Genomic DNA, 25,564 nt, shown 5'->3' with positions numbered 1-25,564 from the left:
ATTTTTCCCCTGACATTAGTTTTCGTTATCAACCGAAGAGAGCACAATAGAAGCGTTTAACTTACGCAGCAGCAACTCAATAAAGCCTTGAACATCGGCACTGTCCCAGAGATCAACCGTAATGTGGTTCACTCGGCAGGAATCCTGCAAATCAAACCCTGTAGGTATGTTAGGCTGACACCCCATATTGATCGTAATTTCGAACGAATCCGCACTCAAAACATGAAGGGGTTCGCACGCTCGATAACAATAATGCGCCACTGTTTTTCCTGACCAGACAGGCTCCAGCGCCTCCACGAGTCCATCAAAGCTACCCTTGTATTGTGAATGAAGCCGAAGCGCTTCTGGGCCACTGTAATGATCATCAAATAACGATTCGTATCTCATCATTTTACTCCCCCATCTCTACCGTAAGTTTTCATCATAACGTCATGCGCGACTTTCAATTTTTTCACCCCGTTATAGATATTGCGGCGCGAAACGCCGGTGATAAACTCCGCCAACTCGTAGGTATGGCCGTGAATAATACGAAGGCGCACCGCATCCCGAGTATTTAAGGGAAAGTCCCGATCTGAATACACCGACAACAACGCCTCAAGCTGACCTTCTGTGAGAAACTGCCTCATACCTCACCCATTCTGCTTCTAATGTTGAATTTTGTGTCGCCTAGCCGACTCAAAATTTAGCGACATTCCCTTCTTCTAGTTAAAAGCTGTACCTATAACCATCCCCAATCCCAATCCAACACCGATACCCCAACACAAAATTCGAGTGTTGTTGGCATGAAAAGCTTTGCGTGTCATCTGCATATCGCCTCCTGATGCGCTAAGGCTTCTTTTCCTGCCACAAAACCGTCAGCCCACATATCCGCAACGACACCTCGATAGGGATTACTGAAGCAAGATTGGTGATTCTGAGCCGCGTCTACCCCTTGCTGATAAGCTCTATCCATCAAAAGTTGTTCATCAGGGGATAAAATGAACTCTCTCGCGAAAAGAACCAAAGAGATGAGTACCATTCCGATTAAAAGTATTAACATATTGCCTTCCTATTAGCGTTTAACCTGGCTATATCTCAGAAGAACCAATCCACTGCTCACCGAGGTAAGCATCCCAACCGTCAGGGCTCACCGAAAAATAATCGACGCACTCCAGCGCATCATGCGTCCAGCCGCCTTTGGGGGTGTGGTACTGAACCACTTCCACTCCCTCCAAGCTCAGAATACGAAGTACGGATAACGTACGCCCTTCCATCAAGTCGGGCTCAGCCGGTGATAACGAGCGGGCAACTATCATGTTCCTGTTTCCTTTAACACTGAGTCCAATGCCACTGGCTCACGATAATCAAGCCAATCCTCTCTATTAGGCCGACTGCGCAACTCTCGTAACAACCATTTAAGCCCATCTGGAATATCTTCTTTCATAGACCACATCGAAAATGCATCATCGATCCATACATAGCCTAAGAATCGTCCATGCTGATAAAACTCCAAATAAAACAAATCACTCCCATAACACAGGCGAACATGAGTCGCTTGGCAAAAATCCAACCACCACCCACTCAACGCCCGCTCTTTTAACATGGCGTAATCCGCCGCTTTCCAACCTTCTTCCCAACAAAGCACTGCTGTACTTTCCTCTTCATCCTTCATCAAACCTTGCAGGTAGGGGTTATCTTCAATATTTAGATTTTGATAAAACGCCGTATTGCCTTCTTCCATATACCGCTGCATATCTTCATCTCGGGTATCTTCTGCTTTGGGAAGCATCACGCGTACAGCTTTCACGATGGCGAAAAGACTCCCAACAAAAAGAACACTCCACCAACCAACATTCACTAAGTCATCAATATAAATAGCGCCATTTAATGACGTTAAGTATGACCAAAGCATTTTCACCGTAGCCAACAAAACTAGAGAAGATAGGGCTATCGTTAACATTGCCAATATCTCAATAAAAGTCTCATAAAGCGTCTTGAAGCAATCCCGCCACTGCGCTCTCCACCACTGTGCTCTATTTTCTTTTTTCATGAGCCCATCTCCTTTCCTAATTTGCCTTTGTCATCGAAATGACGCTTCTGGCAACCTTGTTTCCACGCGCTGCAGTTCCAGTAAAAACTGCCTTTGTTTTTCCCAGACTTGCGCACCAACACGCCTTTGCCACACGAACACTTTTGATTTTTGGCGGGTTTTCCGCGCACGCTATCGAGAACAAGCCCGCATAGCTCGCGGTCTTCACACGCCCAAAACGGTTTCTTGGTTGTGCGAAGACGCATTGTCTTGCCACACAACGGGCATGGCGCTTCGGGCTCTACGACTTTCGGTAAGGTAATGGTGATGTCACCGGACTTCACCTTATTGACAATGGCTCGCACAAACCCTTCTTGGTTTTGCATAAAGGCATCGAGGCTCATCTCTCGCTTGGCAATGCTTTCGAGCGACTGCTCCCAAATCGCGGTCATCACCGGGTTGCTCACTTCGTTCGGCAGCGCCTGAATCAAACCGCGTCCCGCTTCGCTACTTAGAAGCTTTTTGCCTTTCGCTTCCACAAAGCCGCGCTTTTTGAGCGTCTCAATGATGGCCGCGCGCGTCGCTTGCGTGCCAAGCCCCGCCGTCTCTTTCAAAATCGCTTTGAACTGTTCGGGGATATTGTCGCTGCGCGCAATATTGGCCATCGCATCGAGGAGCGTCCCTTCGGTAAACGCAGAAGGCGGCGTGGTTTTCTTACTCACCACATTGACCTTGGAAAACGTCAGCGACTGACCGACCGTTAAGGAAGGCAGATATTGAGACGGGTTTTCTTCGCTCTTCCCTTTCCCCTCTTCTTTTTCTTCCTTAGTGACAACTCGCCAGCCTTTGACGCGCTCCACTTTGCCGGAGGTTTTAAAGCGATGACTCCCACACTGCAATTCAATCACAGTGGCATCGTCTTCGGCGTGCGGATAGAACTGAGCGACGTAACGCTGCACGATGGCTTGATACACGTGTTTTTCGCGCTCCGTCAATCCGGTGAGTACCGGCGCCTTTGCAGTAGGGATAATGGCGTGGTGCGAGCTCTGCGCTACTTTCTTATCGTTCCAACACGCGCTGCTTATTGCCCCGTCCGCACCTTGACACATTGATGCAAACTCTGGGGTCTGACCCAGCGACCTCAAAATTTGAGTCACTTCACCCTGCTGACTCACCGGTAAGAACGCGCAATCAGTACGCGGATAGGTGGTCAGCTTGTGCTTTTCATACAAGGCTTGCGCCGTATCGAGCACTTGCTGCGCGGTGTAACCGAACTGAGCCGATATGGCCTTCTGCAGAGAACCCAAGAAAAACAGCGCTGGATGTTTGGCTTTTTGGCGCTTGGTATCAAACACGGCGACAGTCGCCACTTGTCCCTGACAATCCCGAGCCACACGCTCAGCTCCCTCACGAGACAAACAGCGCCCTGATTCATCGCTTTGCGCTTCTGGCACTTGCCATTTTGACGAGAATCCCGTGTCACCGACGACGTCATAAAACGGTTTAGAGACAAAGTGAGCGATGGCCAAGTCTCGCTCAACCACTAACCGTAAGGTGGGCGTTTGGACACGGCCCACCGATAAGGCGCCGCGATAACCGGCATCTCGCCCCACCAAAGAGCAAAGCCGCGTTAGGTTCATGCCCAGCAACCAGTCAGCTTGACTGCGGCCAAGTCCCGCCCAATACAGCGATTCTGTTTCACTGCCGGGTTTGAGATTATTCAGACCTTTACGAATACTCGCTTCGTCTAAGGCGCTGAGCCAAAGTCGAGAGACCTGGCCTTGGTAACCCACAAACTCCAAAATCTCACGCGCAATCACCTCCCCTTCACGGTCGGCATCAGTCGCTATCACCACCTCTGTCGCACTGGCCAATAATGTTTTAATGACATTGAACTGTTTCTTCTTATCGGCTGGCACCATCATTTGCCAGGTCGCCGGCACGATGGGAAGCGTGTCATAAGACCAAGCTTTTAATGCTGAGTCATAATGCTCTGGGTCGGCTTGAGACAAGATATGACCAAAACCCCAGGTCACGACCACACCTTGGCCGCGCAGCGCCCCCTCGATTTTTTCATGACAACCAAGTACCTTGGCGATGTCTCGTCCTTGGGACGGTTTTTCACATAAAAACACACGCATGGTTTACCTCCAACCTACGCACAAACAAGGTGACCATGTCACCTTTAGAGCACCTTCTTGATAAAGAAAGCGCTGACCCAATAACAAGTCGCCCATCATGATGTCGTCACCTTGCTGGCGAGTTGCTGCTTCACCCAACCTGGCGTGACCTTACTGAGCGTCATACCTTCACGGTTGCCAATTAAAGCCTGCTGCACTTGCGAACAAAATGGCTCTTGCGCTTTCACGCCGAGCTCCGCTTGAGCGCGTTGGTCGGCGTCACCACTTCGGCGGGCGCGCACTCGAAATCGAAGCGCGGCAATGGCGTTAGATAAATTCACTCCTCTCATCTATCACTCCCTATTTAAAGTTCAGATTGAGAGGCTGGGTTATTATGCGCCCCTGACTGCTGTGTTTTTTTTAATAACACCGCATCCACACGCTGCGCCATGATGGTAATTAACGAAGCCGTTAATGCCATGCCCGATGCTATTTGACCTGGGTTATTTTTATCTTCCCAAGTGTCGATACGAAGTTCGCCTTCAATACGCACGCGCATGCCTTTTTGTAATAACTTACTTAACGCCTCAGCGTCACGCCCCCAATAACTGATGTCGACCCAAAACCCGCCCTTATCTTCATAAGGACGCTCTGGATCTTGTGTTTTAATTAAACGGTCGTACTTGACGTTAAATTTTAATAACGGTCTAGCTTCACCATTCGAACGGTCATTAGCCGGCTGCCAACGCAATTCTGGTGTCATACCAATATTGCCATCAAAAATAAAAAGACCTTTTGCCATCTGTTTTTCTCCTTTGAATAAAGTCACGAGAAACAGTATCAAAAAGGCAATAGGAAAATCTCAATTAGAATTGTCAAAATAAAGTATTTCTAATTGAGATTATTTTAATTATTTCTGTTACACTATTTAAAGTTACGCCCAAACATCATTTATTATTATACTGATTACGTATCAATACACAGAACTGATCGCTTAACGCTTTATTTCTTTTGCCTCACCCCTTTGCTTTCCCTTTCCCCTCCTGCCTCAACCAACAATATATTGAACCATCAACAAGGTTGTCGCGTTCGCTCCATTTTCCACCTTGATACTGCCTCATGCGTGTTATTTCTCCTTACTGCCTCATTTATTTTCTTCTTGCCTCAACGTAATACCGAAATTCCCCGCTTTTGCTCCCCGTGCCCCTCAGCGCTGATCGCCTTGCTCACCGCTGAGGGGGCCTGTTTGCGCCACATTGAAGCCGTTTAATGGTTTACTGAGGCAAATTCTTACCTTAAGGTTATCTAGAAACCTGTTTTACTTGAGTCTTTATTATGAAACCTAAATATCGCGAAAGTCTTATTAATCAAATGAGGCAGATTCAACGTGATAAGAAAAAGAAAAATTCTAAACTTGAATCATTCAAAAAGGAAATACTCATCTTGAGGCATGTTAATTTAAGTTATAAAAAAATTTCAATTTGGCTTGACAATAAACATAGTACGAAAGCATCCTTGAGCCAGATCCACTATATGACTTCTGTCGCTTGGAAAGATGATCCTTTCCTAAAAGATATTAAATCCATGGCAAAGTATGAGTAATCAATTATTTAATGAATTAATCGATAACAATTATCTTGTTATCGATCATGAATATACCCAAATAACAAAACCATCACAAAAAAAAGGATCTCCTTTAGATCGCTATCGTTCTGAACTCTTATTTTTCAGGCGCGAGATGGGCTGCTCTTATCACGATATAGTAAAGTGGCTTGCAATACATAAAAACGTTCACCGCTCTCATACTCAAGTTGCTTTAAGAATTAAACAATGGGAGGCAGAATATGCCAAACAAAAAAAGCTCCCGACGAAAAAAGTTTGAGCGCAAGGCGAGAAATTTTTTCAATTTCCACTATTTTGGGCTAGGTAAAAACAAAAAAGAGGCGAAAGGAAAATTAAGAAGTCAATCCACTCTTTTTCGACATGTGGAGACAGCTGCCTTTATTCAAGAGCGGATGGGCGCATCCATGCTAATAGATATTACGCCACAAATGGCATTGGATTATTTATCATCCCGAGTCGGTAAAGTTTGTAGCAAAATGCTTGCAAATGAGCGGCGTGTACTAGAGCGGATCGTTTATTTACATGAGCCAGAGCGTAAGCTTTATATAGAAGAAAAACTCGATCCTAGAGAGTGGGTAAATCGAGCTTATACTCACAAACAAATTCATCAAATCATGACACATCAAACTCCAGAGAATCAGTTAGCTACCGCGCTGTGTTTTACAGCGGGGCTCAGAGTACAAGAGCTCCTCACCCTCCAACGATTTGACGAAGCTTCAGCGTCAAAAGATCGAAAATGGCGCAGTGATTTGTTTTCGGGTTTGCAAGGCGAGAAATACGTAGTGAAGGGCAAAGGGGGACTATATCGAGCCGTCATGATCCCGCATTGTTTAGCGAAAAAATTAGAGAGGCATCGTCTGAGTGAACCCCGACAAATCAAAGACCGAAAATGTACTATCACTAACCGGTACAACATCACTGGCGGGAAAAAATTTACCGATGCTTTCAGTCAATTGTCTAAGCGAGTTCTAGGCTGGTCACACGGTGCTCATGGGTTAAGATATACTTACGCACAAGATCGCCTTAATCGTTCTATTTCCGATAAAAGTTACGAAGAAAAACTGGAAATCATCAGCCAAGAGCTTGGCCATTTCAGAAAAGAGATCACACCTCACTACCTTCATCGAGGTACGTGTTCGTAGAAATAAGGGCGCTCTTAGACTATGCTTCACAAAACTGAATCAGGAGGGGTTTTATCCCCTCCTGCTCAGCTCTACCTTACTGCTTCGTAGACAACAAATTGAGCCAGAAAACTTGTGCCACCATCCTGGTAGCGAACCTCACAGAGTGAGTCTCGAACTAGCCATAAGCTACACAAGAACGTAAAGCACAGGACAATAAGTCCTGCGAGTGCTGTTTTATTTTTCGGCATATTTTGTTGCCTCCACAGTAAAGAGGCTCTACAATGAGTTTGTGGATCATCACTTAGGCCTCGTTAAATGAAAGTTACTGCGTCAACAGTAACCGGATAACGGGGCTTTTGTTTATCTGCCACAAGCAAACATAAAAGTCAGTCACTCATGGCAAATAAGCCAAGAGCGCCCAAACAAATTCTAACACAAGCCTTTCAAATCAAGAACGTTTGTTTCCAGCACCCACACTTTCACCATTGATATCAAGCTTGTCAAAAACGACAAAGGGCATTCATTTGTGCTTCAAATGAATGCCCTTTGTACATCGTAAGTTTACGCCTTACGGCGACGTAGTTACCCCACGAATTAATCATTCAAGCATGATTTAGGCTCGCCAGCTTGCACGCTGACTGGTAGTGCTAAAGATAAAGGTTCACTCCTTAAGTTAAGTCTTTTGACGCAATGGTCCCCCTCAGAACCTGGGCATCAAGTAAGGTTATGTTGCTTGCAACAGGCTGTCGCAAAGTCGAATTTAGCCCTTAGAAATCAGAGCAGTATAATGACGCAGTGGCCATATTGAATTGATATAAAATCAAACAGTTGAATGAACAGGCGCAGAGCCTGAGCAGTTAAGTATGCTTTCACTCCTTTCTATTAGAGAAGAAGCCGCGACACGTTTCAGAGAGCCATTTAAGGGGGGTTAACCCCGTGTGCTTAATACTGTGCAGTCAGTATTCAACTACAACAGGCTTAGTATATCACAAGATAAAACAATGTGATGGGCTGGCTAGACGACTCAAAAATGGGGTTATAATGCTCACTTTCGCCGCCTTAGTTAAAACGCAGCGATCTTTAATGATACTTTTGACACTTATATAACAGGAGGGGGTATGGCGGTCTTTAATATCCGTTATTTGGATAAAGAAAGAAAGAAATACGCTCAAGTCCGAAACCGTGTACATGCGATCTTTAGCTGCAGCCAAAGCCAGCGCCACTACACACGCGACCGAAAATACGTTTAAAATAGAAATTAGCGACGTTGTCGATAAGCCCCTCACCTTTCGTTATGCGACGAGCAAGTGGGATGAAGAAGAAAAACAACCATAAAACAAGGAAAAGAGATGAACCGTAAAGAATTAGTGGATCATATCGCTGTAGAAGTCGACATCACTAAAAAAGAAGCCGATGCCGCACTCAAAGCCATCATCGAAGGCATCACCACGACACTAGCCGATGGTGATGACGTGACTTTGGTTGATTTTGGCACATTCAAAATCACCCACCGTGCAGCGCGTGAAGGCCGCAATCCGAAGACCGGTGAACCCCTTCAAATTGCAGCTTCAAAAAGCCCAACATTTAAAGCGGGTAAGAAGTTGAAAGAAGCTTTAAATCCATAACGCTTTGCTGTTGATTTTCAGCAAAACAACCACATATAAAAAGGTGAGTCACATACATAAATCACCTTCCATTTGATTTGATAGTCATCTTTTGTGACTCAAAAAGGCAGCTTTCGGGCTGCCTTTTGTTTATCCCACTTTAAAATGTCCTGCCTTCAAAAAAGTAGAAATATCGCCCATGTCCAATAACTAATGGAACATTGTTAGCATACTTATAAACGCTTCATTTTATTGGCTAACTTATTGTTAATCTGTATTTTTTTATTGAGTTGATTTAGAGTCGGTTTACGCTTTCGCATAACATCTAAGTAAAAGCTTTTTTCCCAATCATTAATCCAACCTTTGTCATAAGCATGAGCTATTGCCTCTGCATTTAACGATTTCTTATCATCTTTTCTAACGCGTTTTATTGCTTGGAAAATTTTATCAGAGGGTAAACCAATGAACTTCTTAACACAGCAGTTTCCAACGGTCGCATAGTTAGAGTTTAACTTATTCTTAAGATTACAAATCTCAATGATAGGAAAGTGCCCACATAAACAACGCTCTGGCTTATCAGCTTCGTATATTTCGTAAAGAGTCCACTCAGATTTAGCAACATCCCATAACTTCGATTGAGACAGCTTAATTATTTCTTCCGTTAATTTATATTCCGACATACTGACCTCTTATTAGTTTCCTTATGCTTACTATGCCACCTTTCCCATACCCGAAAAACTTTCACTCAATTTCTACAAGTAAAAATGAGAGATTACTTTGTTTACCTTATCAAAAGCCACCTCACTCTCAGCAGGATCAAAACTCAGCCTTAAAAACATGACCTTAATTTTGCTTGTCAAACTATTTTTAACTTCTAGATAAATCAGTTTATTTTAGGTACACCTTTAATGCACCAAGCTATTTTAGTGCTGTAAATGGCAAAAATATATGTATAATGCACCAACATAACTAAACCAATGTAAAATGCACCAATGAACAGCAATATACGAATTTATGGTTACCTAAGAGCATCGACCGACGAGCAAGATGCTTCACGAGCAAAAAATGACCTTATTGACTTTGCAGACAAAATGGGGTTCCCGATCGCGTGCTGGTTTGAAGAAAATGAATCTGGCGCTCAATTACATCGTCCTGAGTTATTTCGACTACTCGATGTCGCCATGGCCGGTGATATCATCCTAGTTGAGCAGGTAGACCGAATTAGTCGTTTGAACACCAAAGATTGGGAGCAGCTGAAAAACATCATCGCCAATAAAGGGCTAAAGGTGGTGGCATTAGACCTACCGACGAGTCATCAATTCATGAAGACCACCGATGAGTTTACAGAACGAATGCTTGCAGCACTCAACAGCATGATGCTCGATATGCTGGCCGCTGTCGCAAGAAAAGATTATGAAGATAGACGTCGACGCCAAGCGCAAGGCGTACAAAGAGCGAAAAAAGAAGGGAAATACAAAGGTCGACCGGTTAATGTCAAATTGCACCAAAAGATAGAAGGCCTACTTCGAGAAGGCAAAAGCTACAGCCAGATTGAAACGCTTATAGGTTGCTCCAGACACACTATTTCCAAAGTTTCTAAATTAATAAAAAACAACAAGACGCTATGTTAAGACCATCACGACAAGATCGAGAAAACCTCTTTATCCAAAAAGCAAAACTAAAGTACGGTGAGCGGTACGATTTTTCGAAAATGAAGTACATCAATCGTTCTACCCCTGTCGAAATATTATGCCCAGAGCACGGCGCCTTCCATACAACACCCAATAACTTTCTGGCCACGGTAAAAAAGATCGGTTGCCCGCTTTGCAGTCGTGCGCAGCAGGCAAAACGTACACCAAAAAAAGCCGATGAAAAGAATGAAGTCAGGGGATGTGGGACGGATAACTTCAATGTTCGTGGAGGGACGAAAAAATATCAACATCTATTGCTGAAGGTGTTTGATTGACAAGTGACCACCTAGATAGGGCGATGTTTGTTAGCTAGACATAGTCACTCGGCGCTTAATATCTTGAGCCTTCAAAACCTTGGCCCCCATAATCACAACTCTAAGAAAATCCTGTTTTGATTGGGACTTGTTCCAATTGTCTAGGTTCTGCCGCGTTGTAGATGCGTAGCTGGCCAATTCGTCAACGGTATCAAACCCAGCCATTTTACTGAGTTCTGAGAGCTTATAGTCTGGTACAAAACTCATTGAGACACCTCCGAAATTATTAGTCAAAATGTTTGACCAAATCACTTATCTTAGTAAAGTATTTTGACTAATGAAAGCTATTTCGTAAATATGTTTGACTAAACACTTAGGGCTATAAACGGCTTAATACCGTTTGTACCTGATTTTGAGAAAGGTTAGGAGCAAAGAGAAAACGAACGGGCGTATTGTCAAAAATGAGGGCTGAGTGAAACGGAAATTAGCCTTACCGTTAAACGGGCAGGCTGATACGTCATCTCTCTAGACTAGTGAGAAAGTTGAGCGAGTTCGTCTTTACTCAATCCAGTCACGTCCATAATGGCTTGTTGGTCCATGCCATTAAGCATCATCTTCCGCGCCATTTCATTGAGTGTCTCTTGGCGGCCGCGTTGCTCGCCTAGTTGTATGCCTTCTTGACGCCCTTCTTGACGCCCTTCTTGACGTCCACGTTGTTCGCCTTGTTGCCGTAATTGTTCTGCAATCGTCATAAGTGTCTCCTCGTGTTTCGGTACTGATGAGGCCAGTGACGTGATCAACGCCTCTAAGTTGTTCGTTTCACCCACTTGGAGTAAATAGCTCATCAATGACTGTACTTGCTTATCTGTAGTGTAATCGGTTAAGAGCAATGTGACCAGAGGCTGAAGGAAATCCATGATATCTCAATGTCTCGCGTGCTTTTGTACCAGCTCAAGCAAGGCGATACGGCGATGCTGCATGATGTCATCGTCGGAGATGACCGTGACATCGACCAATGGAAAGTCTTGAGTATAAAGCGCTTTCGCCTGGTCTGGATTAGCAAAGCCTTTTAACCAATTCATGGCATAAGGATAAGGCGAGACTTTACCATGGTAAAACTGCAGTGGTATCACCAAAGGTAAATGCTCATGACCCGCTTCAAGGTGTTGCTGCATGGCGGCAATAGCGTAACGCATCAGTCTGAACGCCATGTGCTTATCTGGCTGACTTTGGTGTTCGATTAACGCGTAGACGTACCCTTCTCCCTGAGAGGTTTTGAGAGAATAGAGCACATCCGAATAGTAAGGACGCAGGCTTTCTTCAATAAAGCTGCCGGATTCGAGTTTCAATGTCGTCAAATCACAGATGTCACGCAGAGGAGCAGGTAGGTGGATATCCAGTAAGTCCTTAGCGGTTTCTGGATGCGTCATAAACTGCTTAAAAAGCGCATCATGTGGGGTTGGCGTTGTTTTTTTCATGTCATTATCCTAACACTCAATGCATATACACACTTACTTTTATTATTTCTCTATGTAATCTCTAACAACGCCAGGCAACGACACTGTGCAACCTTCATAAACCCAGATAAAGTTGCTACCAGAGCAGTGAAACACCCCTGCTTGGTCAAATCCATGGACCCCTTTTTCCTTGGCAGTCTTGTAGCCACGAATATGCGTACTCGCATTGGCTACATCAACCATCATTTGCTTTACTCTACGACATTTCATCATTCATTTTCCTACGGTGATGAGCAAACACGTTGACCTTACGAAGGTTTTATTCAAGCGCTCCCTCAAGTACATCTTTTAATGTTGGTCTAGATACCGGCATAATCTCTCCCTTGAAGCACTATTATTATCGTTAAGCATCAGCGATGCTACATGTCTTCTCGTTTTCAGAAATCAGTCTAAGCAATAGAGAAGGAGTGAGCATGTTAACTCATTCTATCTATACATAAAACCTACTCATAGACTACACAAAGCAATGAGAATAGCGCCGTGATATGTGCTCACGACGTAACCCCACGATTCTGGCTACGGCCGCCTTTGATACTGGCTTTCCTGCTTGACTTAACGCTTCAATCGCTACCTCAATCGCCTTTTCTGACTGATCGGAACGGACACGATGACTTAAATACGCAGATCGTGATGTGTGATGTTTGCCAACAGAGCCTGCACGCAACGCTTCCTGACCAACAGAATTAATCCAAACACACTCTGTACGAAGCCCTGTCCCACGACCTGCAGATACTCGGGCTTGCCGTGTTTCTTTATACCACCCAACCAACACATCGTTATACAAATCGCTATCGTAGCCACTCAAGACTACAGAGCCCTTTAGGGACTGTAAGTGAGCTAATAACGTCTCATGCTCTCCCTCATTCATCTCGTGACGATATACGCTTCCAGAAGTATTGAGTTTCCGAGTTGCCGGTAAATACGGCGGATCAACATAGTGTAACGTCTGAGGGCTATCATTTTTACTCATGCAGAGCAAAGCACAACGATTTTCGATATTCACTCCCTGCAGGCGAGCATGCACATAACGTAATACCGGAGGGTATCGATGCCAACACGCCGCTTCATTCGCATATTGACGGCTCGCATCAGAGCGAAAACCCGTTTTATGACCGGTCGCAGCGCCGCTACCAAAACCCATAGCACTACGCACAATCGTGCGGCGCGCACGTTCAACCGGCTCCTCACAAAACTCATACGCCAATTGGAACTCGTCCCGACTGTAAGGTGTCAACTGACACATCTCTATCAGTCGCGTTGCTTTATCGGGCTCTCGTAGTACCTGGAACAAGTTAAAAATATCCTGGTCAAGATCATTGTAGACCTCACCGTGCGAGCGCTGTTTACGCAACAACACCGAAGCGGCGCCACCAAACGGCTCCACATAAACACGATGCTCAGGGAAGAAACCGTAGAGCCAAGAAGAAAGGCGGTACTTACCACCATGATAACGAAGTAGAGGGGTGTGCATAGTAGCTCCTAGGTATTAAGCAGTTCATCAATATCAACGCCAGAAAGCAGCATGACCGAACGGTACCCCTGCCATAAGCTCATGACCACCGCCTCTAACGCTTCAAGCATTTCAGTCTCGCTACTGCCGTGATAGCGTCGAAAGAAGCCATGGTGAAGACCATGCAGAGCTTTGAAGGACTCATTAAGAGCCTGCATGACCAGCTCTTCTTGATGTTGCCCTTTTTGCTGACGAATAAAGAGATTCAATGCTGGACGATGCTCATCATCCAAAAGCGTCCAAGCCAATTCTGGCTTGTCGGTAACAAGATTAGGGGCCACTCCCAAAATACGTATCAATAACGTCCCGAGCTCATGCTCTAAAAGCTGTGCCAGTTCGGATGCTTCGCCAAACTTTTTGTACACTTCATTCATTATGCTTTCCTCATTTTAATTTTGATAACTTTCAATAAGATAATAGCATAAACCAGCTATTTAATAGCCGATTTTTTCTTTTATAACAGTCACTTAAATCAAGGTAACATCTCAACACTGACCTTTTGGATTTTATCCATCCCCCACCCCAAAGCCACTCTAACGCACGCCACAATCCTTTAACGCTCGCCAGGTACTGCAATCGGCCATGGAGGAGCGCGCGACGACATACAGAATGAGCAAAGCGAAAAAATATTGACCACCGCACTTTTCACAAGAAAGGTCGCACAGTCAGTCACTATGGCTTAAATCTTGCTCCTCGCCTTGCCAGAATGCGCGAGCGCAGCGAGTAAGATAAGGCGGTGATATTAACGTGTGTTCGGAGTGTATCGCTGTGCTACCGGATGGTCCGTGGAAGTGGGGCCCGTTCTTATCGTGATATCGTCTGAAGGTGAGTTTATCGAGAGACTTGATACGATAAGAATGGGAGGTAGTTTAAGGCTCTTTGATTTATCCACTCTATCCACAGATTTTTAAAATTAGTAATAGAAAGAAAAGTATCGAATTTAAGTTATAAAATGGGGCATCTATTTTTCATCGTCGTAGTATCTATATATCTCAATAGTTAGTATCCATTTTGTGTGGATAACGTACAAAGCCCACAAAACGCTCCCCATAAGAGAATTTTATCCACCGCAGACTGAAAATCAGTCGAAAAGAGAAACAATGAAGGTAAAGCCTGACTAAGAGAGTGTGATGAAGGTCAAATTAAGTCGATAGAGGGATGTGCTAAAGCCGCTTCAAAGAAGCAAAAGGATAAGAAAGTAGGAAGATTAAGCCGCGAGGGGCTCGGGCGGTGAAGCGGTAGGAGAGAAGCCCAAATGTTTAAGGCGGGTATTCGCTGTCACCTCGAATTCTTGCTGGCTCAGCGTGCGGTCTAACCCTTCATCGAGCATTTTTTTAACAACCAGGCTCAGCGCTCTAGAGCGATCATTGGTTTGTTGAACTTTCTGTTTGGTACTGGCTGCCCCAATCGCCTGATTACGACGTTCAATGGTGCCTTCCCATAGGGTATTACGCAGTATGGCCAAGCGCGCCGGTAGGCTCCCTGCCCCCTCTTGAATCGCGACCTTATCCTTCGCTTCAAATTCTTGGCAAAGTTTCTTTCCAGCGGTTTCTCCGCCAACTAAAGTCCCGAAGTCGTCCGTTAATACATAAACGTTGTTGAGATTGCGCTTTTGCCCATCACTTTTATCGTGCACCAGGCCGCCACGTGGGTCGGTCGCGAGGTTATCCCCAATAAAGGCATGACGAAGCAACCCACACCGGATCAATAAGGAGAGCCAACGAGAGACCGTGGATTGGCTTTTACCAATCACTTCGCCAATCTGTGACTGTGTGCCTCTCAGTGAGAACGAACGCGTGCTGAGACAAGTGTTGCAAATCATATAGAGCACTAAGTGATCGAAGGTTTGCGCCGCATCTTTACGATACAACACCGTGCTGCCTTGACGCTGCAACTGGTAGTAGAGTCCACCATTAGCCCGAGCGCCGTGTTTTAACACCGCACGAAAGACATCGCCGAGGCCCGCTGGGAGCTTAGGCGGTTTGCCACTTTTCTTCCAGCGCTCAAGCGCATACTCGGGGCGATGATGAAACGCAACCAAAGCCGCTTCATAATCCGAGAGCGGTTGGGTGGCCTTCCCCATTGGGGTTTGCTTGGCTTTTTCGAGTTCGGCCAAGAGTTCAGAGCGCTTTCGTGAACGCTTGCTTTCGCGCGCATATCGCTGCGCTTCATGCTCGTTAGCCTTATCTTGCAGCGTTTGCTCTTCCTCTGGCGCGGGTCTCTCGCCCGACAAGACTTGATATGCTTCATCGGGGTGATAAGGCGCGCCTTGCTCTACGGCAAAGGATACCGTGCTTGGCTTGGCCGTTAGGGGCTCTGGCGCCCCCTGAAACACGGTTCGTTTAGCCATGAGAGACCTTAATCACCGGCGCAAACTCCGCGCGCTCAACCCCTTCCAAGACTTCAAAAGGGATAGCACCGAGCTTCGCCTGAGCGGCTTGCGCTTTCGCATTGTTGTCCGTCACATCTTGTCGGGTCACCCCCGAATGTTGAAAGGTGACGCTCATGGAAATGATCCCACGCAAGGCTTTCAAGCACGCGAGGCGATGTTGTTCAAAATCACTGCGGGTCATCTGCGCTTTAAAGTGCGCATCTGACAGTTGCACCATCGCAATATCAAATTGCTCTAACAGCGCCAGAAGACGCCAACCAAAGCGCGTCTTGACCGATACGGATTTTTTCACTGGCGCGCGACTCAAGGTCTCATGATACAAAATGCGGGAACTGTTACGCTGAGGCAGGGCATCGAGCGTGGATTGGCACAAAGTAAACGCCGCATTGATGGCACGCTCGATTTCAAGTAGGGCAAAATCCGCGTAAGGATCGTCATGGCGCGCCGCATGCTCCAGTGTCGAGAGACGTTGAAAAAACAACCCAACACCGGGGGCTTTGCTCCGTTTCGATGGATTCCAGAGTTTGACGGTTTCGACGCTGTGCAATTGCACCTCGGCGCTGGCCACCAAGCCCCCCATTTTGTTGCTTTGCTGCTTTTTATTGCTCATGCTCTTTATCCCACTTTTCTAATGTTGACTACCATCACAAATTTCAGCCCATATCGCCCCAATGCTCAGTTGGCATTGCTGTGCCACAGCGACTATTTGCTCTTGATTAATCCGTTGGACGTTATTAATAGGTAGCTGCTCCAATGCTTTCCATAACACATGAATCTGCGAGGGAGGAACGCATCGCTGTCTGAACGCCTCTTTCGGCTTCACCATTTTTCGCCAATGCGAAGACACTTTTCCGTTCACAAAAAAGAAATGCGACAACGCTTTATTGCTGCAGCCAAGTTGCAAAAAAACAATCACCTCATTAGGGATCTCTGAGACTTCCAGGGCATGGCGAAGCGCGTCGATATCGATAGCACATTGGCGTCCACAGATAGTCTGAGAAAGCGCCCTCATTTCAGAAAAAGACTGCTTCTTCAATTGACCTATTAATTTCGCATCAAACCCCGCTGACATCAGTGCCATGTCTTGTCCAGTACAAGCCATATGAGCAAGGTGGCTAAGAACGGCCCAATGCACTTCACTGGTAAGATCGTCTTTTTTCATGCTCATACCCCCTCCAACATCACAAGTGGATTGACCGCGTAGCGAGTTTCCCACGCTTCGGTCAAAGGAAACAAAAAGCCGTTCAGCGCTTGATTGGAATCTTGAATGCGCGCTTTGTGTACGTTACGCGCTTCTTTCGTGACGATATGACGCTTTAGAGGTTGCAACCCTTGTTGAACCTCGCTGTAACTGTTGGCTTTGGCGTACTGGCAACGCTCATCGATGAAGGTACGAAAGGCGCCAGGCGAGACCACAAACAAACCTTGCTCAAGACGATGGAATAACGCGTCTTGACGGTTCACCGGGTGGACGCCGCCTTTAAGGACCGAATCTAGCCATTCGTAGAAGGCGCGGCCCAAGTCTTCGCCGTGGGTCTCTCTCAAATCTATTTTCTGCAGTAGAGCGTGAGGCTCATTGGGCTCAGGCGTAGAGACGGGATCAGCGTTTAACGCTTCCAACGCGGCTTCGACCTCATCCATCGGCGTGTCGGGCTCTATTGCCGCTGAGGTTGTCGCTTCTGGGGCTTCATCCTCTTGCTCGATGGACGATGTAGTCTGCGTCATGGCTGGCTGCATGAAAGCCATGAGGTCATCACTGATGGCCTCATTGTTGAGCGGCGTTTCAAGATAAATGGCGTCTGTCGTTGGCGCATCTTCATTCACAGAAACGACTGACTGAGGTTGAGCAGACGTCGCTTCTCCCTCAGCTTCTCCCTTAACAGGAAGAATGTGCCCCACTAGACTCTCTAGCTCTGCTTCTGGGGCGAACGTCGGCCAATGCACACAAATAAAGGTAAAGGTTTGACGCCAGTCAAACTCAGAGAGCAGTACCTCACACTTCCAAATCGCCAGGTCGTCGGCGTTCGGACGAATGAGTTGGTGTTGCTGCAGCTCGTTAAACAGACGGGAATTGTCCGAAGGGACAGAGGTGATGCCACGCTCAAGCAGCGTACTGCGTAGTCGGTCAGCGATGGGCTTACTCATCAAGTAAAGGAGCTCCCCCTCCACAAAACCTTCGGCGCCTTTTTTGTTCAGTGGGATAGTCGCGCTTTGCAGAAGGTGCGATAAGGTCAGCTTGAGTTGTCCCGCTAGGGACACCGTCGCCCCGCGCGCTTGCTCAGCGGCGAGATTGATCCCCTCTTTGTCGGCACCCAAGTCTTGCGCGACGCTGGCCGCGTCCGCTTGCGTCACTATTTGCTCAATGACATTGTCCGGGTTTTTATGACCCGATAGGTACTCAACCATGGTGTGAAACAGGGCTTTGTCGCTGGAGATAGCCAGCATGGCGTCAGAACTGAGCAATTGAGTCAGTAGGGTATGGCCCATATATTGGTGCGTCGAGTACTGGCGTGCTTTGTTGTAACGACAACGGTACGGTCTGTCGATGGCGCCCATGACAGGACTCCAACGCTCCCCTTCCCCGCCTTCTTGATACAGCTCGATGTCCACATCATTGATCTTGCCTGAGTCGTGCAGCAGCGCGCATAAAAACACGCCATAGACCCAAACAATCTCTCGGTGGATAACCTCTTCGGGTGGGGTATTGGGCGGTAATATCGCATTACGGCGCAGGCGCATGGCGTAAATGGCCACATCGAGGCTGTGAAGCAGTAAACCGCGTTTACCGGTGTGGTGATAATTTTCTGATGCAGGGATATCTTGACACCACATGGCGTAGTTCACGACCGTATCGACGACAAACTCAGGCCACACCTCAAACGGCAGCGCAAGGCCGCTGCGTTTTAAGACGCGGAGTTTGTCCTGGATAATCTCGTCGTGTTCAAGCTCAGCCCGAGTGGCAGGCAGCACAAAGCCCTCTGGAGCGCTCAGCGCACCAGAGGGGAAAACATCGGATTGATTATGTTGTTCATCAGCATAAAGCCAATCAATGAACCGTTTAATGGATTGAAACATCCTTAACCTACCTTCTGACCTATCAAAACCAAAAAATACTGTATATAAACACAGTACCACAAACATTTCGTTGCATACAATACCGATCAAAAACCGTTTGAGGCAAAAACACTGACCCCTAGGTTTGAACCCATTTCATGCACGAAATAAAAGTAACAGAGACGAAAAAAATCAAGGCGTGATAGCCCTGTACTCTGAATATTGGTAGGCGACACAGCACAGTGAGTGCATGACGCTAAGTCGAGCGCGGGGCTCGTCGGGTTTGATAGCACCGAAGCAATGTAGGCTAAGGGCAGTTAAGTATGCTTTCACTTTTTCCGTTTGAACTTGGAAAAAGCCGCGACACGTTTCAGAGAGCCATTTAAGGGGGGTTAACCCCGTGTGCTTGACTGCGCATTGACAGACGAAGCAACTCTATAAAAATTGAACAGAGAGATCAAGTCCTTGAAGGAAAGCTGAGAAGGCAGGACACCGCTTGTTGATTCAGTATTGATGTGGTTATGAGTCGTGAACATCTGGACCAATAGGCGATTGACTAAGCATCACATAGGGGAAAGACGTCCCTCTTCATTGATATTAGGTAAATGTTTGAATTGGAACTATTGTCACATAAGAGCACAAGAATAAGGTGCGAGCCCCAGAGCATTAGGGGCTCGCAATAGTGCGCAGTGGGATGCGCGCACTAAATTTGGTGTCGTACATGGAATGGGTTTTTAAAGAGCGCTAGGGAATATTTTACCACGGGATCATAATCCCCTTATACTAATAATGTCAAGAGACTAAAATTCTAAATATTACTTATAAAAATACTAAACTTATGACACCGTTAGAATTAAGGATTTCAGAGGCTGTAACATCTTCAACTTTGACTTATGCTGAGATAGCCCGACAAGCAAATGTTGAAAGGACAGCGGTTGGGAAGTGGGCTAAAACTGGAAAAATAACTATCAATAATTTTGTTAAGTTATGTCAAGTTGTAGATATAGACCCAATGGACATTTTGTTTGGGGAAAAGTACCAAGAATTTTCTTCAAAAAACTTAAAGGGGGTTAGTAATAGTCAACGACTTCTTATCGATAAAATTCTTGAAATTGATCGTGATGATGATTCATTGGCTTTGTTATATCAATTGTTAGTCAAAATGGTTTCATAGATTTAAAATGGTATTTTTAATACCAGTATAATTGGGCTTTGTTGCGTAAAAGAATAATTGACTCCTATTCACCTCTATCTCACACCTTTAAGCGCGGCAGCTTAGAATAGGTCCGTCTAAATTCAGATATTTAGTAGAAAAATCAACCCCATTGTCTATAAAACGGGCTAATTCCCCCACTTGCAGAAACGAGAATGACTCAAACTGGAGATTTACTTCGCCGACTAGTTTATTAGTTAAGATTGAAGTTCCTAACTATCAAAAATAGTCGGATACACCTTATAGATAAGTGAATCGATATCTTGCCATAGGTTTCCTCCTTTCCTGAATATGGCATATCTTCGAGCTTTGTTATTTCAGGTAAATTTGTCACGATTTACAAAGCTAGAAGAGCTTCAATGGCATTTTCGCAAAGTTGACCACCAGTCAAAGAAAAGGCTGATAAGTTCTTTTTCAATATAAGTAACTCTTTTTTAGTTACATTTTCTTTATTAACCAACTTACTGTGGATAACTTGAGCTTGTTCTAGAGGGGAGAGTTGCTCTTCGATAACTTTGGTAGATTTGTCACGAATTATGCTGTCCCATTCAAAATTAATGTACATTTCACCATTCCGTTTTTCTTCAACATAACGAAGTTTTATATCTGTTTTCTTTGCTATATCATTAACTGATGGCTTAAGAAACCTCCTTCTAAAGTCACTCATTCGTTCATAAGACTTTGGTAAACAATAACGTTCAATCATCCACTGAACAGAGAACGTAACGGAGTTACGACGATTTGACCACTGCTTCAGTGACTCATACAATCTCATGGAATGACCAGAATTAAGCTCCCCAGCGTCACCGATCAAAAATCGAGTAAAGTCAGATTTGACCTCCGTAATAATGCTTATGAGTTCAGAATTAAAATAGAATGTAGTGACACCTCTCTTAGGTCTATGAGAGCGCTTAACCATCCATGTGAAACTATCATAGGCCCTGTCCTCGTCAGTACTTTCATCAGGTAAATAGAAGACCACTTCTTTACCTTTCATGGCGCTAGCTGCTGCTGCAATCTCTTTGCTCGCATTTTCACTTTTAAATAGTGATGCATACCGTTGTGTGTGTATATCAACGCTTACATGTCCAAACTCGCGAGTCTTATAGTCAATTGGATTATCTAAAAAGTGTTTAAGTGCAATATAAAGAATTCGCTTCTCATTTCGCCCGAGATTATAAGCTGCTGTTGTAAGTGCATTTGATTGACGAAGTACATCCTGTTTAGTTACTTGTGACATATATACCTTAAGATCGTGACAGTATAACCTTACGTCACGATAAAGTGATCTTATCAACAAAACAACCACGCTTTTATTTTTTTGGGACATTTAATACACATAGAGAAAATCTATTTAGGTAAATCCGTCACGAACAAACGGTAAATCCGTCACGAAAACAAGTAAATCCGTCACGAATAAATGCAGTTAAGGGTAGAATTGTCACGAATTTAAGTAAAAGTGTCACGAGGATGTTAGTTAATGCATTGATTACAATATACTTTTCCAGACTAAGAAGACTTAAAAAGAAATTAAAAAGAGTTAAAAACTATAGTAATAATAAATGTGGATAATTAGGATAACTATAGATATCACCGCAAATATCTATAATTGATTTAAAACAATGCTCACCACGGCCCTCCCTAAAAAAGCGGAAGTAACAATAGCATTCGAATGTAACACTTATCATCGGGACAGTAAAAAACCTTTACATAAAAATGAAACCATGACACATTGTGTGTAAATAAAATCAAAGGTAAGTAACTAATGGACCTAAACATAACAACTCTTAAGAAACTAGAATCTTTTGCTAAAGGAGCTAGTGATTTACTTGAAGAACGAAAAGATTTAAACCCTAAGCGAGTTCGAACGTTTGAACGGCCTGAAGCCGTTGAATATTTAAAAACAGATTACAGAACCATAGAAAAATATTGTGCAGACTTAAACATAGACCCTCGCCAGAAAGCTAATGATTTGTATGAACCAACTCCATGGCAACTTACAATAAACGATTTATATAAAATTCGAGAAGCACTTCCAGAAACAACTATTCTTAAGAAAAAACTTCTAGCATCTATGCCAAGAATGAAAGCAAAAGGTTGTCAAATTATCGTTGTGCAAAATCAAAAAGGTGGCGTAGCAAAAACTCTTACAACAATCACCTTAGCAACAGGAACTGCCACTGAATATCATCAACAATACCGTGTTGCTATTATTGATATGGATGGGCAAAGTACATTAAGTACATACCAACCTAATTTAACATCAAGCAAACGAACAACAATAGGCGATTTATTACCTCTTGACCCTAAAAGTAATGAGTATATTAAGACAGTCAAAAATGCAATCTCTGATACAACTATTCCTAACTTAAAAATTATTCCGGCTGATCAATCGGATCGAGATGTAGAAGCTACCTTTCACGAAGGAGTTCACGAAGGCACTATTACTAATCCATACAAAAGACTTAAATCTATAATAGATGCGATTAAATCAGACTTTGATGTAATCTACATTGACACTCCACCGTCATTAAATTTTGCGTCTATAAATGCTTATTTTGCTGCAACATCTGTTCTTTTTCCTTTTGGAGCGTCACAAAATGATACAGATGCCACTTGTCAGTACCTAACCTATCTTCCGAGTATTTATCGTCTTTTAATAAAAGAAGGACATAATGGCTATGATTTTATGAAAATGCTAATAACTAATTATGAAGAAAGTTATTCATCACAAGAGGTTATGAGTGAACTCAAGGAATACTTCCCATTAGAGTTACTCCCAACTAAGTTCAATAAATCAGAAGCAATTAAAGTTTGTGCCAAAGAACGAAATAGCATTTATGATATTTCTAAATCTTGTTATCCAGGCACTAAATCCACCTTCAATAAAGCAAAATTAAACACTAATGCACTTCTTTCAGAAGTGATGGATGAAATTACTAAAGTTTGGAAGAACATATAATGGCAATAGACCGAAGAGCTATTAAACTAGCTAAACTTAATGCTAGACGTGAGAAAGAGCTCAACACAAATGAACACTCGATCGAACCAACTAATCAGCCGAATACTCATGGTCAAAAAAAAACATTAGTCCAAGCTCCTACAAAATTTACTACAGGAGTAACTCAAGAAGATGATGCCCGTATAGAAAGTCGCCTACAATTTTCTTATCTTCAAGATAATTTATCCCTTATCGGAATGAGTTTGACGGACTTTCTAAACAATGAAGGAGTTCTACTCAATAAGCCTGAACGAACAGTTAAAACTCCATTTGGAGATTATCAAGTAGTTACAACTCACCTTTCTTACGAGCAGCTAAAAGATATGTGTGTCATAGACCCTGATAACGTTCGTGATCCTGCTGAAAGAACCGAGGAAGCATTGTTTGATATTATTGATGAAATTGGGTCTGGTTTGCAAATTACTCCAATATTGGCCTACATTGACAGCAAAGGTAAAACATCAATTCCAGAAGGTTCGAGGCGTTATGAAGCTGCGTTGCTAAGAAAGGTTGGTTTAGATGTTGATTATTTCAACCCCAAACCTTCCTCCGAAACCATTAAATGGTTAGTCGAAGCTTCTGATAAGAAGGTTAATTTTTCTTATTATGACAAAGGAAGATTGTTTCAAAGTTTAATGACAACCCATAATTGGAAGCAAGCGGAATTAGTTCGAGAGCGCAAATATACAAAGCAAGATGTTAACCGTTGTGTGCGTTTCTACAATTCACCTAAAGAATTACTTACATTATTACCGTCTAAAAGACTTCCTAAAGCGTCTGTTGATACATTTGTATCCGTAGCAAAAGAATTAAAAACTAAAAATATGGTCGATGACTTTAAGGTTGCCGTTACTTGTTTAGAGTTTTCTAAGAATCAAAGCTCTGAAGATAAATCAAAGGCGATTGTTAACTTAATGCGTGAGTTCGTTAAGGGAAATACAAGAAAGAAAGATGAACCAACACACATTTTTGGTAACTCCAAGTTGTATGTCTCTCGTTCAAAATCTGGCGCTAATTTAAATATAAAAAGCATCCCTCAAGATAAAGAAGAAGCCGTTCTTACTGCTATCGAACAAGTCCTGAACTCTAAGTGATATAAAAAGTCCCCCAAGGGGGACTTTTTATATCACTTCCCTTTGTATTTCTTTCTTTAGTTCTTCCTCCCTTTCCGGATAGGGCTTTTCCCTTGGGAAAACCCTTCCCTTGACCCCTTTCCCCTTTGGCGCAGCCTACCCTTTGAAACAAAACACTAGCCCTCTGAACCACAGCGCTGGGCGCAGGACATTACGGGGATTGCTTCAATGTCTATCGGTGGATAATGATTTGAGTCTTATTGGAAATAGGTAACCGTAGTTAGGTTGCTTCAGAAGTTTGCTTGGTGAGATAGAGTCAAAAAAAGAAGGGAGAGCATCATTGCTCTCCCTTTCTTGTTTACGATGATAGGTCAATCATCTCATGTTGGCAGTGCTGACATTGTAATATCGTGACAGGCTGCTCTTGGCTATAGCGGTTATCTGCTTCAAACTCACCACGCTCTAGGAACGGCGGCTCTTCGTTGGTTGGAACATCCAGGGGCTGTAATGCGCCCTGCTCTCCACAGTTGATGCAATAGTTCATGGTTTGCTCCAAATTTTAAAGGCGAGTGTATACACCCGTCATACGTTCAAAGGCCGCTTCCAGTTGGTCGCAGTACACCATCGATTCACATTGAACCTCGATGACGTCACCGCGACGTGCGTTGACCTTTAAAGCGGTCACGGTATACGTGTCGTTGGCCTCCAACTCAATACGCACTTTATTGATGCCCTGTTTGGCTAATCTCGCCGGTAAGGCAAACAATAACCCTCGCTCGATGGCCACAAACTGTTTGGCGCCGGTCATCATGCTGAATCGACGTCCTCCCAGTTGCATGAGAATGGTGTTGGCCACCTGCAGGCGGTGCTCTTTAGAATCGCTCATGCTTTCTCTCCCGTTTGTGTGTGGGAGAGTAGGCAAAACGCAAAGACTTCGGGGTCGTTGTAAAGCTCTGGGTGCAAATACACATCCATGGTGCGGTCTTCGTTGCCCATCACCATCAAGGCCCACAACACATTGTGCTCATCACAATAGTAGTGAAACTCACGGTACGGCTCTGGGTGGGTGCTCGGTGACACAAACAGTCCACCTGACGTTCTTCGCTCTATTAACGTAATAAGCTGAGGCTGCCAAGCTAAGGCCGGACGGTGCACACGTTGTAAGTGAGCTACTTGCGCCAGCATCGAGTGCGATAAGGCAAGATGGGCCTTTAACGCGTCGCACGGTGGCAAGGTGGTCAGCTGCATGGACAGGACTTGATAGACAGCGGCTGAATCGACTTGACCAGCATTATCAAAATGCAGGTCGGTTTGATTGGTCATGTTATCGTCGAGCCATGTCATTAGCTCTGTCAGTACGTAATTTATGTTGTTCATAGG

The 25,564-nt window shown here is 44.5% G+C and carries 32 protein-coding genes and 1 pseudogene; 10 read left to right on the top strand and 23 right to left on the bottom strand.

Going from position 1 to position 25,564, the window contains the following annotated elements; translation table 11 throughout:
• Positions 1–15: 15 nt before the first annotated feature.
• From SJY39_RS00380 to SJY39_RS00345, 8 genes are all read right to left on the bottom strand, one after another.
• Positions 16–390 carry a hypothetical protein gene (locus SJY39_RS00380; RefSeq protein WP_390240651.1) on the bottom strand — a complete coding sequence of 125 codons (375 nt, stop codon included), beginning with the start codon at positions 388–390 and terminating at the stop codon, positions 16–18.
• Complete coding sequence (locus SJY39_RS00375) at positions 387–626, bottom strand: hypothetical protein (RefSeq protein WP_390240649.1); 240 nt, start codon at positions 624–626, stop codon at positions 387–389. Before SJY39_RS00375 ends, SJY39_RS00380 begins: the two co-directional genes overlap by 4 nt.
• Positions 627–799: 173 nt before the next feature.
• Positions 800–1,039: a hypothetical protein gene (locus SJY39_RS00370; RefSeq protein WP_102505991.1), complete on the bottom strand. Its 240-nt coding sequence runs from the start codon at positions 1,037–1,039 to the stop codon at positions 800–802.
• 28 nt (positions 1,040–1,067) lie between these two features.
• The gene (locus SJY39_RS00365) at positions 1,068–1,295 is read right to left on the bottom strand and encodes a hypothetical protein (RefSeq protein WP_390240647.1); all 228 of its coding nucleotides are present in this window, start codon (positions 1,293–1,295) and stop codon (positions 1,068–1,070) included.
• On the bottom strand, positions 1,292–2,029 hold the full coding sequence (locus tag SJY39_RS00360) for a hypothetical protein (protein ID WP_390240646.1): 738 nt from the start codon (positions 2,027–2,029) through the stop codon (positions 1,292–1,294). The genes SJY39_RS00365 and SJY39_RS00360 overlap by 4 nt, the downstream gene beginning before the upstream one ends.
• Entirely contained in the window at positions 2,026–4,149 is a 2,124-nt protein-coding gene (locus tag SJY39_RS00355) for a DNA topoisomerase III (RefSeq protein ID WP_390240645.1), read from the bottom strand. Before SJY39_RS00355 ends, SJY39_RS00360 begins: the two co-directional genes overlap by 4 nt.
• 95 nt (positions 4,150–4,244) lie before the next feature.
• Positions 4,245–4,478 (bottom strand): hypothetical protein, encoded by a 234-nt coding sequence (locus tag SJY39_RS00350; protein ID WP_076651440.1) that lies wholly within the window; start codon positions 4,476–4,478, stop codon positions 4,245–4,247.
• 14 nt (positions 4,479–4,492) lie between these two features.
• Positions 4,493–4,930: a single-stranded DNA-binding protein gene (locus tag SJY39_RS00345; RefSeq protein ID WP_390240643.1), complete on the bottom strand. Its 438-nt coding sequence runs from the start codon at positions 4,928–4,930 to the stop codon at positions 4,493–4,495.
• Positions 4,931–5,463: 533 nt separating this feature from the next.
• On the opposite strand from SJY39_RS00345, the gene SJY39_RS00340 reads away from it, so the two are divergent.
• The 3 genes from SJY39_RS00340 to SJY39_RS00330 are packed head-to-tail and all read left to right on the top strand — an operon-like array spanning position 5,464 to position 6,893.
• On the top strand, positions 5,464–5,730 hold the full coding sequence (locus tag SJY39_RS00340; protein ID WP_102420902.1) for a hypothetical protein: 267 nt from the start codon (positions 5,464–5,466) through the stop codon (positions 5,728–5,730).
• Positions 5,723–6,010 carry a hypothetical protein gene (locus SJY39_RS00335; RefSeq protein WP_371728079.1) on the top strand — a complete coding sequence of 96 codons (288 nt, stop codon included), beginning with the start codon at positions 5,723–5,725 and terminating at the stop codon, positions 6,008–6,010. The genes SJY39_RS00340 and SJY39_RS00335 overlap by 8 nt, the downstream gene beginning before the upstream one ends.
• Positions 5,973–6,893, top strand: coding sequence for an integrase domain-containing protein (locus SJY39_RS00330; RefSeq protein WP_274135681.1), 921 nt, complete (start codon positions 5,973–5,975; stop codon positions 6,891–6,893). Before SJY39_RS00335 ends, SJY39_RS00330 begins: the two co-directional genes overlap by 38 nt.
• A gap of 71 nt (positions 6,894–6,964) precedes the next feature.
• On the opposite strand, the gene SJY39_RS00325 is transcribed toward SJY39_RS00330, so the two are convergent.
• Entirely contained in the window at positions 6,965–7,123 is a 159-nt protein-coding gene (locus SJY39_RS00325; RefSeq protein WP_017110292.1) for a Hok/Gef family protein, read from the bottom strand.
• 940 nt (positions 7,124–8,063) lie between these two features.
• Between SJY39_RS00325 and SJY39_RS00320 the strand changes: the two genes are divergently transcribed.
• Complete coding sequence (locus SJY39_RS00320) at positions 8,064–8,210, top strand: hypothetical protein (protein WP_390240642.1); 147 nt, start codon at positions 8,064–8,066, stop codon at positions 8,208–8,210.
• Between the two features lie 14 nt (positions 8,211–8,224).
• Positions 8,225–8,500, top strand: a complete 276-nt coding sequence (locus tag SJY39_RS00315) for an HU family DNA-binding protein (protein WP_390240641.1) — start codon at positions 8,225–8,227, stop codon at positions 8,498–8,500.
• 212 nt (positions 8,501–8,712) lie between these two features.
• Here the strand turns inward: SJY39_RS00315 and SJY39_RS00310 are convergent, their stop codons facing one another.
• Positions 8,713–9,159, bottom strand: a complete 447-nt coding sequence (locus SJY39_RS00310) for a hypothetical protein (protein ID WP_055318517.1) — start codon at positions 9,157–9,159, stop codon at positions 8,713–8,715.
• A 312-nt stretch (positions 9,160–9,471) separates the two neighbouring features.
• Here SJY39_RS00310 and SJY39_RS00305 point away from each other — a divergent pair, with 312 nt between their 5' ends.
• Positions 9,472–10,110, top strand: a complete 639-nt coding sequence (locus tag SJY39_RS00305) for a recombinase family protein (RefSeq protein WP_102305866.1) — start codon at positions 9,472–9,474, stop codon at positions 10,108–10,110.
• A complete protein-coding gene (locus tag SJY39_RS00300; RefSeq protein ID WP_390240640.1) occupies positions 10,104–10,445 on the top strand; it encodes a DUF723 domain-containing protein in 342 nt (113 codons plus the stop codon). Before SJY39_RS00305 ends, SJY39_RS00300 begins: the two co-directional genes overlap by 7 nt.
• Positions 10,446–10,475: 30 nt before the next feature.
• Here SJY39_RS00300 and SJY39_RS00295 read toward each other — a convergent pair whose 3' ends face one another.
• From SJY39_RS00295 to mobH, 9 genes and pseudogenes are all read right to left on the bottom strand, one after another.
• On the bottom strand, positions 10,476–10,691 hold the full coding sequence (locus SJY39_RS00295; protein ID WP_390240639.1) for a hypothetical protein: 216 nt from the start codon (positions 10,689–10,691) through the stop codon (positions 10,476–10,478).
• A gap of 263 nt (positions 10,692–10,954) precedes the next feature.
• Positions 10,955–11,902: pseudogene (locus SJY39_RS00290) on the bottom strand (Rpn family recombination-promoting nuclease/putative transposase).
• A 42-nt stretch (positions 11,903–11,944) separates the two neighbouring features.
• On the bottom strand, positions 11,945–12,154 hold the full coding sequence (locus tag SJY39_RS00285) for a hypothetical protein (RefSeq protein WP_390240637.1): 210 nt from the start codon (positions 12,152–12,154) through the stop codon (positions 11,945–11,947).
• Between the two features lie 241 nt (positions 12,155–12,395).
• Positions 12,396–13,412: a DNA adenine methylase gene (locus tag SJY39_RS00280; protein ID WP_390240635.1), complete on the bottom strand. Its 1,017-nt coding sequence runs from the start codon at positions 13,410–13,412 to the stop codon at positions 12,396–12,398.
• An 8-nt stretch (positions 13,413–13,420) separates the two neighbouring features.
• Positions 13,421–13,825, bottom strand: a complete 405-nt coding sequence (locus tag SJY39_RS00275; protein ID WP_390240634.1) for a hypothetical protein — start codon at positions 13,823–13,825, stop codon at positions 13,421–13,423.
• 833 nt (positions 13,826–14,658) lie between these two features.
• On the bottom strand, positions 14,659–15,801 hold the full coding sequence (locus SJY39_RS00270) for a hypothetical protein (RefSeq protein ID WP_390240633.1): 1,143 nt from the start codon (positions 15,799–15,801) through the stop codon (positions 14,659–14,661).
• Positions 15,794–16,453, bottom strand: a complete 660-nt coding sequence (locus tag SJY39_RS00265) for a PFL_4669 family integrating conjugative element protein (RefSeq protein ID WP_390240631.1) — start codon at positions 16,451–16,453, stop codon at positions 15,794–15,796. The genes SJY39_RS00270 and SJY39_RS00265 overlap by 8 nt, the downstream gene beginning before the upstream one ends.
• A gap of 18 nt (positions 16,454–16,471) precedes the next feature.
• Positions 16,472–17,005 carry an STY4526/YPO1902 family pathogenicity island replication protein gene (locus SJY39_RS00260; RefSeq protein WP_157936603.1) on the bottom strand — a complete coding sequence of 178 codons (534 nt, stop codon included), beginning with the start codon at positions 17,003–17,005 and terminating at the stop codon, positions 16,472–16,474.
• Between the two features lie 2 nt (positions 17,006–17,007).
• On the bottom strand, positions 17,008–18,918 hold the full coding sequence (gene mobH, locus SJY39_RS00255) for a MobH family relaxase (protein WP_390240630.1): 1,911 nt from the start codon (positions 18,916–18,918) through the stop codon (positions 17,008–17,010).
• A gap of 817 nt (positions 18,919–19,735) precedes the next feature.
• Between mobH and SJY39_RS00250 the strand changes: the two genes are divergently transcribed.
• Entirely contained in the window at positions 19,736–20,071 is a 336-nt protein-coding gene (locus tag SJY39_RS00250; RefSeq protein WP_390240628.1) for a hypothetical protein, read from the top strand.
• A gap of 376 nt (positions 20,072–20,447) precedes the next feature.
• Here SJY39_RS00250 and SJY39_RS00245 read toward each other — a convergent pair whose 3' ends face one another.
• Entirely contained in the window at positions 20,448–21,350 is a 903-nt protein-coding gene (locus SJY39_RS00245) for a RepB family plasmid replication initiator protein (protein WP_390240626.1), read from the bottom strand.
• A gap of 525 nt (positions 21,351–21,875) precedes the next feature.
• Between SJY39_RS00245 and SJY39_RS00240 the strand changes: the two genes are divergently transcribed.
• Both SJY39_RS00240 and SJY39_RS00235 read left to right on the top strand, forming a co-directional pair.
• Entirely contained in the window at positions 21,876–23,072 is a 1,197-nt protein-coding gene (locus SJY39_RS00240; RefSeq protein WP_390240624.1) for a ParA family protein, read from the top strand.
• Positions 23,072–24,205: a hypothetical protein gene (locus tag SJY39_RS00235; protein ID WP_390240622.1), complete on the top strand. Its 1,134-nt coding sequence runs from the start codon at positions 23,072–23,074 to the stop codon at positions 24,203–24,205. The genes SJY39_RS00240 and SJY39_RS00235 overlap by 1 nt, the downstream gene beginning before the upstream one ends.
• A gap of 337 nt (positions 24,206–24,542) precedes the next feature.
• Here SJY39_RS00235 and SJY39_RS00230 read toward each other — a convergent pair whose 3' ends face one another.
• Genes SJY39_RS00230 through SJY39_RS00220 form a run of 3 tightly spaced genes read right to left on the bottom strand, consistent with a single transcriptional unit; the run spans position 24,543 to position 25,561 of the window.
• On the bottom strand, positions 24,543–24,728 hold the full coding sequence (locus tag SJY39_RS00230) for a hypothetical protein (protein ID WP_390240620.1): 186 nt from the start codon (positions 24,726–24,728) through the stop codon (positions 24,543–24,545).
• Between the two features lie 15 nt (positions 24,729–24,743).
• A complete protein-coding gene (locus tag SJY39_RS00225; protein WP_390240619.1) occupies positions 24,744–25,070 on the bottom strand; it encodes a hypothetical protein in 327 nt (108 codons plus the stop codon).
• Positions 25,067–25,561 carry a hypothetical protein gene (locus SJY39_RS00220; RefSeq protein ID WP_390240617.1) on the bottom strand — a complete coding sequence of 165 codons (495 nt, stop codon included), beginning with the start codon at positions 25,559–25,561 and terminating at the stop codon, positions 25,067–25,069. Before SJY39_RS00220 ends, SJY39_RS00225 begins: the two co-directional genes overlap by 4 nt.
• Positions 25,562–25,564: the final 3 nt, after the last annotated feature.

Origin of the sequence: Vibrio sp. R78045 (assembly GCF_042466085.1) — a bacterium.
Classification (GTDB): Bacteria; Pseudomonadota; Gammaproteobacteria; order Enterobacterales; family Vibrionaceae; genus Vibrio; species Vibrio cyclitrophicus.
This window is presented reverse-complemented; position numbering and strand designations above follow the sequence as displayed.